This window comes from Nostocoides australiense Ben110, assembly GCF_001050535.1.
In the GTDB taxonomy this organism is placed as follows: domain Bacteria; phylum Actinomycetota; class Actinomycetes; order Actinomycetales; family Dermatophilaceae; genus Nostocoides_A; species Nostocoides_A australiense.
This window is the reverse complement of record NZ_HG764815.1, coordinates 3,239,907-3,251,033: the sequence shown is the minus strand read 5'-3', so window position 1 is coordinate 3,251,033 and position 11,127 is coordinate 3,239,907. Positions and strand designations below refer to the sequence as shown.

Below are 11,127 nucleotides of genomic sequence, written 5' to 3'. Positions count from 1 at the left end.
CCGCCGAAGACATCCTCAAATCCCTCGGAAGACTTCTCATTAGAACTTACGGCGCGGGACTAGCAGAGGTTAGTCAAATCAGCACACCTTCCTAGGTCTGCTGATTTGACCAGGCTCTGCTAGCAGAGGTTCCTTGGCTCCGGGTCAGCGCGCGGCGGCCGCGCAAGTGGGGCAGAGGCCCCAGTAGATGACCTCGGCCTCGTCGATGGCATAGCCGTGGTCGGGCCGGGCGTCCAGGCAGGGCCGCTCGCCGGCCGCGCACTCGACGTCGACGACGGTGCCGCACGAGCGGCATACCAAGTGGTGGTGGTTGTCGTCGACGCGCAACTCGTAGCGCGGCACCGAACCGGCCGGCTGGATGCGCCGCAGGATCCCGGCGTCGGTCAGGGCGGACAGCACGTCATAGACGGCTTGGGTGGAGACCGCCCCGAGTTGCGTCCGGACCCCCTCGGTGATCGCGGCGGTGTCTGCGTGCGGATGCGCGGCGAGCACGTCGAGCACCGCCAGCCGAGGTCGCGTCACCCGCAACCCGGCCGCGCGCATCAACTCGCCGTGATCGTGTTCCATCCCTTCCAGATTCTCACAAATCTGGAATGAGTCAAGAAACGAGGGCGGGCTACCGCCGGGCGCCGAGCTCGTCGACGAGCCGCGTCGTGGTGGGCACCGGTATGCCGTGGCGTTGCGCCGCCCGGAGCACCGCACCGCCGATGGCATCGAGTTCGAGGGGGCGGCCGGCCTCGGCGTCGCGCTGCATGGAGGACTTCATCTCCGGTGTGAGGGTCTCGACCACGGCGGCCATGGCCGTCGCATCGCCCGGCCCGCCTTCCGCTCCACTGACCGCCGCGAACTCCTCGATGACCTTCCGGAGTTCGTCACCGTGCTCATCGCGGATGATGCCGATCGGGGCCTGGTACCGCGTCGTCAGCAGCGCGATGGGGCCGAGGAAGGTCAGCTTGCTCCACATCATCGCGTTCTCGTCATCGCGCAGCGTGGCGTCGAAGCCGGCCGCACGTAGGTCATCGACGACCCGTCCCGCGGGCCCGGCCAGCTCACCGGTTGCCGCGAGTTCGATCCGGGCGAAGGCACTGGCGTGCTCGATGACGCCCGGTGCGACCTTCGTCGACTCGACCCGGATGACTCCGGGGACGACATTGCGGTAGCGCTCGCGCAACAGTGCGAGGTGGTCGACGCCGTTGAGGAACGGAACGACGATGGCGTCGCCGACGGCGTCCAGCGGCAGCAGGTCGAGGGAGTTCGTCAGCGCCGTCGCCTTGGGGGTGACGAAGACCGCGTCGACCGGCCGGTCGAGCACGGTGGCGACGTCGAGGGACTCGGTGCGCTCGCCGAACAGCGGGCTCGCCAGGCGGAATCCGCTGTCGCGCAACGCAGTCGCGGTTTCGGGTCGAGCGAGGACGACGACATCGTGTCCCTGTGACGGCAAGACGATCGCGAGGAGTCCGCCGACTCCGCCGGGCCCCAGCACTGCATACCTGGTCATGTCCCCAGACTAGGGCTCGGGCGGTCGTGCGAGCGAGTGAACACCCGCCTCGCGGGTGGCCGGCCCGCTCGCCGGACTCGTGCGGACCCGCTGTCCGGATGGGAGACTGGGTGCCATGCGGGAGCCATTCGTCAACCGCCGTGCCCGGGACTGGACCAGCGGCGCCCCCAAGGCGGCCGTACGCGACTTCCACCGCACTCTTCCGGGATACGCACCGACGCCCTTGCGGGAGGTGCCGGTCCTCGCACACGAACTGGGGGTCGGCCGGTTGCTCGTGAAGGACGAGTCGGCGCGACTCGGGTTGCCCGCCTTCAAGATCCTCGGCGCATCGTGGGCCTGCCACCAGGTCGTCCAGCGTCGTCCGGGCGTCGAACTGGTGACGGCGACCGACGGCAACCATGGCCGGGCCGTGGCCCGCATGGCTCGCCGACTGGGCTCAACCGCAACGGTATTCGTGCCGGGCGTCATGCTCGACCGCACGTCGGAACTGATCGAGAGCGAGGGCGCCCACGTGCGTCGGGTCGCCGGGGACTATGACGTTGCCGTCGCCGCAGCGGCCAAGTATGCCGATGCGGACACCGGTCGTGCACTGGTTCAGGACACGGCGTGGCCGGGCTACGAGGAGGTGCCGCAATGGATCGTCGACGGTTACGAGACGTTGCCCGACGAAGTGGACGAGTCCCTCGGCGCGGCCCCCGACCTCGTTGTCGTCCCCGTCGGTGTGGGCTCCCTCGCCCAAGCGGTGGTGACGCATTATCGGCGGCCGGGCACGGGCGGTTGCCGGATCCTCAGTGTCGAACCCGACACGGCAGCAGGGATTCTCGCGAGTCTGCAGGCGGGGGAACCCACGAGCGTCCCGACAGCCGACACGATCATGGCGGGCCTCAACTGCGGCACCGTGTCCGCCGCCGCGTGGCCTGTCCTGCGGCGGGGACTGGACGCGGCGATCAGCGTTCACGACGACGAGGCGCGCACCGCGGTGACCGACCTGGCGACCGAGGGTGTCTCCGCGGGACCGTGCGGCGCGGCGACGCTGGCCGGGCTGACGGCATACCTCGGCCGATCCGGCGCCCGCGACGCGATCGACCTGCCCGACGACGCGATTGTCGTCCTCCTCAGCACCGAAGGAATCCTCCGATGACGCTGCGCATTCGACGAGCCGCTCGGTGTGCTCGGGGGCATCGAGGTGATGCGTGCGCGGGGGAGTACGGCGGCATCAGCCACACCCCGCGCGAGTACTCGACGCCCGAAGCCTGCGGTGACGGTATCGACATCCTCGCGAATGCCATTGTGCAGCTTGCGAATCAACCCGCCGGCGTGACCCCATGACCTCCCAACTGGTCGCCGATCCGCTCGCCCGTCAGCAGGAGTGGCGCCACCACCTGCACCGGCATCCCGAGACCGCCTTCACCGAGATCGCGACCGCGGACTATCTCGGCGGCATCCTCGCCGGCCTCGGCTACGACGTGGAGCACGGCCTGGGCGGGACCGGGCTCGTCGCGTCGTTGCGCCGCGGCGACGGCATACGCAGCATCGGGCTGCGCGCGGATATGGACGCTTTGCCGATCACCGAGGCGCCCGGTCGGGTCCACGGCTCGCGCAACCCGGGCGCGATGCATGCGTGCGGCCACGACGGGCACTTGGCGATGGCGCTCGGTGCTGCGGCCCTGCTGGCGGCCGAGGGCGGTTTCGAGGGCACGGTTCGGTTCGTTCTGCAGCCGGCCGAGGAACCGGGCAGGGGTGCCCAGGCGATGATCGACGACGGACTGTTCGAGCGGTTCCCGATGGACGCGATCTACGGCCTCCACAACCTCCCCGGACTGCCCGCCGGCCACATCCACCTGCGCGCCGGCGGCATCATGGCGAGCGAGGACAACTTCACCATCGTCATCACCGGTCGCGGTGGTCACGCGGCACGGCCCGAGGCTGTCGTCGACCCGCTCGTGATCGGCGCCGAGATCGTCATCGCCCTGCAGAGCGTCGTCGCCCGCACGATCTCGCCGGTCCAGCCGGCTGTCCTCTCCTGCACTGGATTCCACACCGACGGCGCCCGCAACGCCATCCCGACCACTGTGCGCATCACCGGTGACACCCGCAGCTTCGACCCGGCTGTGCAGGCGCTGCTCGAGAAGCGCATTCGTGAGATCAGCGCGGGCGTGGCGGCAGCGCACGGCGCGCAGGCCGAGGTGACCTACACGCATGAGTTCGCCCCGACCGTCAACGATCCCGGCTGTGCCGACATGGCCGCTGCCGCCGCCCGGGCGGTCGTGGGGCCGGACGCTGTCGAGGCGGACTGCGAGCCGATCATGCCGAGCGAGGACTTCGGCGTGTTCGGGCGGCATACGTCCGCGTGCTTCATCCTCATCGGCAATGGAGCGAGCGGCGAGATCGGCGGCACACCGCTGCACAGCAGTGACTACGATTTCAACGATGCCATCATGCCCACCGGCTCGCAGGTGCTCGCCGAGATCGTCCGGCGCGAACTGCCCTAGGCGTGAGCCCGGACCGACGTGATGACCTGGACCGTCCTGCTCCTGCTCGGCCTGGCCATCGCCGCAGGCGCCTTCATCCAGTCCGCCATCGGATTCGGGATCAACGTCGTCGCCGGACCGATCGTCCTGCTGGCAGCTCCGGACCTCATGCCCGGCGCGCTCGTGCTCGGCGGCTTCATCCTGCCGCTGATCCAGATCGCACGTGAGGGGCTGGACGTCGCCTGGCGGCCGCTCGGGTGGTCCATACTAGCTCGTGCCCTCACGACACCCATCGGTGTCTGGCTGGTTCTTGTCCTGTCCCCCAGCCAGATCGGCATCGTGCTCGGTGCCGTCATCCTGCTCACTGTCGCGCTTTCGATCTGGAGCCTGGACATCCGCGCAACGGTCCCCAACGCGCTGGTCGCCGGCGCGCTGTCGGGGATCTCGGGTGCCTCGGCCGCGGTCGGTGGCCCGTTCACCGCCATCCTCTTCCAGCACGAGCCGCCCGCCCGCATGCGCTCCACGCTCGCCGTCTCCTTCCTGCTCGGCAGCGCCCTGTCGACGATCGGGCTCGCGCAGGCCGGCGCCCTCGGCTGGTCGGACCTGCGGGCTGCACTCGTCTGGGCTCCGTTCATGGTGGTCGGGTATGCCGCCTCCGGTCGCCTGCGTCGCCGGCTCGCGGAGTCGGGGATGCGCACGGCGGTCCTGGCGTTCTGCGTCATTGCGGCCTGCGTCATAGTCATCCGCGCGCTGGCGGCGTAGCGTTTGGTTGTGGCACTTTCGCCGTGCCTCGACGGCACCGCAGCTGAATGGATCGTCCGCGACAAGCGGCCGTGGACGAGGGTCGCTGGTTTCGGCCCAGGAGGCTTCTCCGCGTACGCCCGGTTGCGCTTCCTGCCCGACCCGGGGTCGCCCGGTGACCGGGAGGCCGACGCGCCGGAGCATGAGCTGACCGACCTCGAGGAGATGGCCCGAGCGGCGGAAGTCCTTGCGCCGCATACCACCTCGTCCAACCGCTACTTCGGCGTCTGGGACGGTTGGGGCGGGGCTTTCGACTCGCCCGCCCTGCCGCGGTTCGCCATCCGCAATCGCGTCTACTACCTCCTGTCGGGAGTGCCGGAGGACTTGTGGACGTTCGGCACAAGTGGCATGGCGACCTATTGGCCATGGCCGGCGTTCGTCTGGCCGGAGGATCGCGCGTGGTGCCTCGCTCATGACGTCGACCCACACTGGGCCGGCATCGGCGCCAGCAAGGAGGGCATCAAGGCCCTGCTGGCGGATGACCTACTCGATGTCGTCGAGGCCGACCCACGCGTTCCTCAGCCCTTCTATCGCGGCTGACGCCGTCACCACATCGACACCCGCACCGACGCCACCTCGCCATTGCGTGAGACCTCCCACCGGGTCGTCGGCGCCACGGCGTCCAGCAGGGTCCGGTCGTGCGTGACGATCAGGAGCGTCCCGCCGAAGGCGGCGAGCGCCGATTCGATCTGCTCGATGGCCGGCACGTCGAGGTGGTTGGTCGGTTCGTCCAGGATGAGCGTGTTGACGGCGCGGCCCTGCAGGACCGCCATGGCGGCCCGGGTGCGTTCACCCAGCGACAGCGAATCACATTCGCGCTCAACCATTTCTGGCCCAAGTCCGAACTTCGCGAGGAGTGTGCGCACGTCGGCGCGGTCGGTGCTGCCGAGCGCCGCGGTGACGGCATCGAGCAGGTCGTCGGGGCCGGCGATCACTCCCCGCGCCTGATCGAGCGTGCCGGTATGGACGCGCGTCCCCCATGAGATGCGGCCGCTCGCGACCGGCACCTCCCCGAGGAGCGCGTGCAGCAGGGTCGACTTGCCGCTTCCGTTGTCGCCGACGATCGCGATGCGCTCCCCGCGGGCGACTGTCGTCGAGAACGGTCCGATCCGGAAGGCACCGCGCTCGACGGACACCTGGTCGAGGGTGATCACGACCTCCGCCGACGGCGGCGCCTCGGCGATCCTGTAGCGCAGCTCCCATTCTTTGCGCCGTTGCTCCACCTCGGGCAATCGCTCGGCCGCCGCCCGGGCTCGGGCCGCGCGCTGATCCATCCGCTTCGCCTTGTCCTCGATGTACTTCTTGCCGATCCCGTCGTGCGGTCCGAGGTCGGCCTTGCCGGCACGGCCCTTGGCCGCCCAGTCACTCTGTCGTCTCGCTCGCTCGACGAGGGCGTCGCGCTGCAGGGTGTAAGCCGCATACGCCTCATCAGCCTGATCGCGCGCCAGATCCTTGGCCGTCCGGTAGTCCGACCAGCCGCCGGTGAAGCGGGTGACCGTTTGCTGGTGGATGTCGAGTTCGAGGACGCTGGTGGCCACCTCGTCGAGGAAGCGACGGTCATGAGAGGCGATGAGGACAGGTCCCGCGAGGCTCGTGACGTATGCGGTGAGGACGGCAAGACCGCTCGCGTCGAGGTTGTTGGTCGGCTCGTCGAGCAGCAGCACCTCCTGTTGGCTCACCAGGATCGAGGCCAGCGCTGCGCGCGCCGCCTGGCCACCGGAGAGCCGGCCGAGGGGACGATCCAACGCGACGTCCAGACCGACGCGCGCCAACGACACCCCGAGGCGAGCGTCGAGATCAGCGGCACCCAGCGCCATCCAGCGCTCCAGAGCCACGGCATACCGCTCCTCTGCTCCTGGCGCACCATCAGCCAACGCCGCTGTGGCGGAGTCGAATTCGCCCTGAGCAGCGGTGACGCCGGCGCGGCGGGCGGCATACTCGTGGATCGACTCCTCGGGGCGGGGAGGCGACTGGGGGAGGTAGCCGATGCTCGCATCCTGCGGGGCGAGCCGGACGGTGCCGGTGTCGGCCGGATGCTCACCCGCAATGATCCGCAGCAGTGTCGACTTCCCGGCGCCGTTGGGGCCGACGACCGCGGTGACGTCACCCGGCCCGAGAGTCAGGTCGAGTCCGGAGAAGATGGGGCGGGCGCCGAAGCCGGCGGCGAGCGCATGGATGTGCAGGGATGCGGGCATGGGAGACCTCTGATCGCTTGATGGGCAAGGGAAAAGAGGTCAGTCGCACATGCCGCCAGGGTGCCCGACGGGCCGCCGCCGGGTCAAGTCAGTTCACGGCCTCAGGCTTTGCAGCCGATCGGACCACCGTGGAAGGAGAGCATCTCCGGCCATACGTCCGGCACCCGCAGCCGGGTGAAGAGGTCGTTGCCCGACAACTCGGAGTAGGCGCGGTGCAGATTCCCGACGAGGCGCTCGGTCTCCTGCCAGCCGGAGTAGGGATTGTCCTTGTACTTCTCGGCGACCTGCAGCGGCGTCATACCGTCCGCCATGCCCTCGCTCGCGATGCGCGAGACGAACTCGACATAGCCGGTCAGGTCGTCGAGGAGGCTGTTCACGTCCGCGCCGCGCACCACCGGACCGTGGCCGGGCACGAGCGCTTCGGCGCCCAATTCCTTGATGCGCGCCAACGCTTTCGGGAAGCCGGCCAGCGATCCCTCAAGCAGGAACGGCTGCCCGCCGGCGAACGCGAGATCCCCGGCGAAGACGACCTTCTGCTCCGGCAGCCATACCAGGACGTCATTGCTCGTGTGGGCCGGACCGACGTACTCCAACTCGACCGGCGTCTCGTCGAGGTGCAGGGTCAGGCGGTCGGTGAAGGTGAAATCCGGCGGCCGCAGTTCGAGGTTGCCGTAGTCCGGGGTCGTGATGACCTTCGTCGCCTCCAACCCGGCGGCGAGCACTTCCTCGCGGCAGCGCACGTGACCGACGACCGGAGTCCCCTGGGGCGCAAGGAAATTGCCGTAGGTGTGGTCGGGATGGTGGTGGGTGTTGACCAGAGCCATCGGTGGCTGGCTCGAGTGGGCGCGCACGGCATCCATGAACTGGGCGGTGCGCCGCTCCGTCGAGGAGGTGTCGACCAGGACGCTGCGCCCGCTGGAGCCCACGACGAACCCGCAGTTGTTGACCATCCAGGACCCGTCGGGCTGGATGAAGGCGAAGACGTCGCGGGTCACTTCCTCGACATAGGTGTCGCGCTCGGCCCAGGTCATTGCTCGCTCCTTCGTGTGGGTATAGCGAGTCAAGCACCAGTCCTCGCGCGCGGGGAGAGGGCTAGGTATGGCTGCGCGTGATGGCTCGCATTCCCGCCCGTTGCTTCCGAGGGTCGTATGCCGCGTGCTCTCCTACTCGTCAGACGCCGGCGACGTCCGTCGGCACCGCTCAATGAGGAGATGCTCATGTCACACTCGACCGCCGGCCGCGTGGGCCGCATGTCGCCCGCGATCGCCGCTGCAGTCGGTGCGGTCTCTCTGCTCGCCGCCTGCGGCGGGACCACCCAACCTGCGGGTGGGGGTTCCTCGACGGCTGGGAGTTCGTCCGGATCGGCGGCCTCCGCCGCCGGCGGGAAAACCATCGTCTTCTCCCCGCTCGCGCTGAAGATTCCCGCGATGAAGGGCCTGTCCGAGGGCGTGAAGGCCTATGGCGAAGGCAAAGGGTTCACCGTCGACATCCAGGACCCGAACCTCGACCCCCAGAAGCAGATCCAGCAGCTCACCGCCGTCATCGAGTCCGGCAAGGCCTCGGGCGTGTGGATGATCGCCGTCCAGCCGACCGCCCTGAAGTCCGTCGTGCAACTGGCGATCGACAAGAAGGTCCCGATGGTCGTCAACGGCGTCCCCGCCGACTATGGGTTCGACGGCCTGCAGCCGGGCATCACGTTCGACACCATCGACTACACCGCACAGGGCAAGGCGATCGGTGAGCAGCTGGCCAAGTGCATCAACGAGAAACTCTCCGGCAAGGCCAAGGTCCTCTTCGTCGACGCGACGACCGGCACCGCCGGCAAGAAGGAGATCGAGGAGGGCGCTATGGCCGCGCTGACCGCTGGTGCTCCGGGCGCGGAGGTCGTCACGCACGTGGAGGTCACCGACCGGGCTGCGACCCAGACCAAGATCGGCAACGCCCTGCAGGGCAACCCGGATGTCACGGCCGTCCAGGGCATGAACGACGAAGGTGCGCTTGCGGCGCTCGGTGCGTTCGCTGCTGCGGGCAAGGAGTTGCCGTGTGTCACCGAGGCCGGCGGCAACGACGAGGTCCTCAAGGCCGTCCAGGACGGCAAGATCTACGCCTCGGTCGCCCTGCAGTTCCAGGATGACATGGCCCAGTCCTTCGACACTCTCGTGGGCCTGATCGCCGACCCGACCCAGACCGGCCAGCAGCTGACCGTCCCCCAGAAGATCTACACCAAGGACAGCTGAGCCATGAGCACTCCTGTCAGTGACTCGGCGTCGCGGGGAGCCCCGTCTTCTGCCGCGGCGGCCGACACGGTCGTCCCGACCGGCCATGACATGCCGAGAGGTGTTGCAGCACTTGTCTTTCTACGCGACCGAGGCATCTTCATCCTGTGGTTGCTGCTGATCCTCGTCTTCTCGTTCTGGTGCGCTCCGTATTTCTTCACGTGGAGCAACGCCATGCTCATCGCGAACGCCGCGGCGCTGACAGCGATCTTCGCGGCCGGCGTCGGGCTGGGCGTCATGTCGGGAGTGCTCGATCTGTCGTTGCCGGGCACTGCCGCGTTCTGTGCCTGTCTGACAGGCTGGCTGGCCGTCAACAAGGGGGTCTCCCTCTGGATCGCGGTGCCGATCGCGTTGGTATGCGGTGCCTTGGTCGGTGTCGTCAACGGGCTGATCTCCCTCCAGGGCTTCAACCCGATCATCGTCACGATCGGCACCTTGTCGGTGCTGACCGGGCTGGCGTCGGTCATCACCGGCGGTCTGACGATCCCCGGCCTCGACGGGCTCACTTTCATGGGGACTCGCCGCTATTTCGGGGTTCCCGCACCCGTCTACATTGTCGCCGCTCTCTATCTCGTGGGAACGATCTTCTTGACCCGCACCCGAGACGGCATTCGGTTCATGGCCGTTGGTGGCAATGCGGAAGCGGTGCGGCGCAGCGGTATCCACAGCGATCGCTACAAGGTGATGGGCTTCGTCATCTCCGGCATCTGCGCCGCCATCGGCGGGCTCGTCGCCACGGCGATCACGACCGAGGCCAATCCGGATGCCAGCCCCGCCATCATCTTCAGCGCCCTGACAGCGGTGGCGCTCGCTGGGGTGGCCATGAGCGGGGGTCGTGGCTCGCTGCCCCGCGTGCTTGTCGGTGCGCTCATCCTGGCCACGATCGCCAACGGCCTGATCATCCGGGGCGTCCAGACCTATTGGGCGACGGTCATCACCGGTGTGCTGCTGCTCGCGTCGCTGGGCCTGGAGCGCTTCATCCAAAAGAGCGTCTCCGACCGGCTGATGGCCACCTCCAATCTGTCGGTCCACCAGAAGAAGGTCTGATCACGATGACATCCACCGACGTGACCACTCCTGCCCTCGACCTGTCCCACATCGACCTGCATTACGGTTATGTGCGTGCCCTGGCGGACATCGACTTCCACGTCATGCCCGGCGAGGTCGTCGGACTGCTCGGCGACAACGGAGCCGGCAAGTCGACCCTGCTGAAGGTGATGTCCGGGGCGCACCGGCCCAGCGAGGGCACCATCCGCGTCCACGGCAAGGAGGTCTCCTTCCACTCCCCGAGCGACGCCTCGGAAGCGGGCATCCAGATGGTCTATCAGGACTTGGCTCTCGTCGACGCGCAAGACATTTCGACCAACCTCAACATCGGTCGGGAGATTCTGCGCAAGGGTCCGCTCGGTTGGCTGGGGTTCGTGGACACCAAGGCCATGCGCAAGCGTGCCGAGTCCGAGCTGGATCGCCTCGGCGTGCGCACCGCCCCGATGACCCGGCCTACGGAGATGCTCTCCGGGGGCCAGCGTCAGGTGGTTGCGGTGGCGCGCAGCGCGATCCGGGTCTCCGGCGACGCCAACGGTGTGCTCCTGCTCGACGAACCCACCGCTGCTCTGGGTTACGAGCAGACCAAGCTCGTCGAGGGCCTGATCCGCCGGATGGCCGATCAGGGCATCGCCATCGTCATCGTCACGCACAACCTCCCGCTGTGCCACGAGGTCGCCGACCGCGTCGTCATCCTCAACCGGGGGCGCAAGGTCGCCGACGTCCCGATGCGGGGCACCGACCCCGACCACATCGTCGGCTGGATCACCGGCGCCCGGCCCTCGATGTTCGAGGACCGCGCATCATGACCCGCGAGTAGGTAAGACGGTTGGGCGGTTATA

Annotated in this window: 12 protein-coding genes; 8 read left to right on the top strand and 4 right to left on the bottom strand. The window is 68.4% G+C overall.

Annotated features, from left to right (window positions below; all coding sequences use genetic code 11):
- Nucleotides 1–144 precede the first annotated feature (144 nt).
- Nucleotides 145–567 carry a Fur family transcriptional regulator gene (locus tag BN11_RS15760; protein WP_048699278.1) on the bottom strand — a complete coding sequence of 141 codons (423 nt, stop codon included), beginning with the start codon at nucleotides 565–567 and terminating at the stop codon, nucleotides 145–147.
- A 49-nt stretch (nucleotides 568–616) separates the two neighbouring features.
- A complete protein-coding gene (locus BN11_RS15755; protein ID WP_048699274.1) occupies nucleotides 617–1,498 on the bottom strand; it encodes a ketopantoate reductase family protein in 882 nt (293 codons plus the stop codon).
- Between the two features lie 115 nt (nucleotides 1,499–1,613).
- Here BN11_RS15755 and BN11_RS15750 point away from each other — a divergent pair, with 115 nt between their 5' ends.
- Genes BN11_RS15750 through BN11_RS22945 form a run of 5 tightly spaced genes read left to right on the top strand, consistent with a single transcriptional unit; the run spans nucleotide 1,614 to nucleotide 5,310 of the window.
- On the top strand, nucleotides 1,614–2,639 hold the full coding sequence (locus BN11_RS15750) for a pyridoxal-phosphate dependent enzyme (protein WP_048699272.1): 1,026 nt from the start codon (nucleotides 1,614–1,616) through the stop codon (nucleotides 2,637–2,639).
- Entirely contained in the window at nucleotides 2,636–2,827 is a 192-nt protein-coding gene (locus BN11_RS22950; RefSeq protein WP_157044214.1) for a hypothetical protein, read from the top strand. Before BN11_RS15750 ends, BN11_RS22950 begins: the two co-directional genes overlap by 4 nt.
- Complete coding sequence (locus BN11_RS15745) at nucleotides 2,824–3,990, top strand: amidohydrolase (RefSeq protein WP_048699269.1); 1,167 nt, start codon at nucleotides 2,824–2,826, stop codon at nucleotides 3,988–3,990. Before BN11_RS22950 ends, BN11_RS15745 begins: the two co-directional genes overlap by 4 nt.
- A gap of 21 nt (nucleotides 3,991–4,011) precedes the next feature.
- Nucleotides 4,012–4,731 carry a sulfite exporter TauE/SafE family protein gene (locus BN11_RS15740; RefSeq protein WP_048699266.1) on the top strand — a complete coding sequence of 240 codons (720 nt, stop codon included), beginning with the start codon at nucleotides 4,012–4,014 and terminating at the stop codon, nucleotides 4,729–4,731.
- A gap of 9 nt (nucleotides 4,732–4,740) precedes the next feature.
- Nucleotides 4,741–5,310 (top strand): hypothetical protein, encoded by a 570-nt coding sequence (locus tag BN11_RS22945; RefSeq protein WP_157044213.1) that lies wholly within the window; start codon nucleotides 4,741–4,743, stop codon nucleotides 5,308–5,310.
- A 5-nt stretch (nucleotides 5,311–5,315) separates the two neighbouring features.
- Here the strand turns inward: BN11_RS22945 and BN11_RS15730 are convergent, their stop codons facing one another.
- Nucleotides 5,316–6,965 (bottom strand): ABC-F family ATP-binding cassette domain-containing protein, encoded by a 1,650-nt coding sequence (locus BN11_RS15730; protein WP_048699263.1) that lies wholly within the window; start codon nucleotides 6,963–6,965, stop codon nucleotides 5,316–5,318.
- 101 nt (nucleotides 6,966–7,066) lie between these two features.
- On the bottom strand, nucleotides 7,067–7,996 hold the full coding sequence (locus tag BN11_RS15725; RefSeq protein ID WP_048699260.1) for an MBL fold metallo-hydrolase: 930 nt from the start codon (nucleotides 7,994–7,996) through the stop codon (nucleotides 7,067–7,069).
- Nucleotides 7,997–8,182: 186 nt separating this feature from the next.
- On the opposite strand from BN11_RS15725, the gene BN11_RS15720 reads away from it, so the two are divergent.
- Genes BN11_RS15720 through BN11_RS15710 form a run of 3 tightly spaced genes read left to right on the top strand, consistent with a single transcriptional unit; the run spans nucleotide 8,183 to nucleotide 11,094 of the window.
- Nucleotides 8,183–9,202, top strand: a complete 1,020-nt coding sequence (locus BN11_RS15720) for a sugar ABC transporter substrate-binding protein (protein ID WP_162213255.1) — start codon at nucleotides 8,183–8,185, stop codon at nucleotides 9,200–9,202.
- Nucleotides 9,203–9,205: 3 nt separating this feature from the next.
- Nucleotides 9,206–10,288 (top strand): ABC transporter permease, encoded by a 1,083-nt coding sequence (locus BN11_RS15715; protein ID WP_048699254.1) that lies wholly within the window; start codon nucleotides 9,206–9,208, stop codon nucleotides 10,286–10,288.
- A 5-nt stretch (nucleotides 10,289–10,293) separates the two neighbouring features.
- Nucleotides 10,294–11,094 carry an ATP-binding cassette domain-containing protein gene (locus BN11_RS15710; RefSeq protein WP_048699251.1) on the top strand — a complete coding sequence of 267 codons (801 nt, stop codon included), beginning with the start codon at nucleotides 10,294–10,296 and terminating at the stop codon, nucleotides 11,092–11,094.
- The last annotated feature ends 33 nt before the right edge of the window (nucleotides 11,095–11,127 follow it).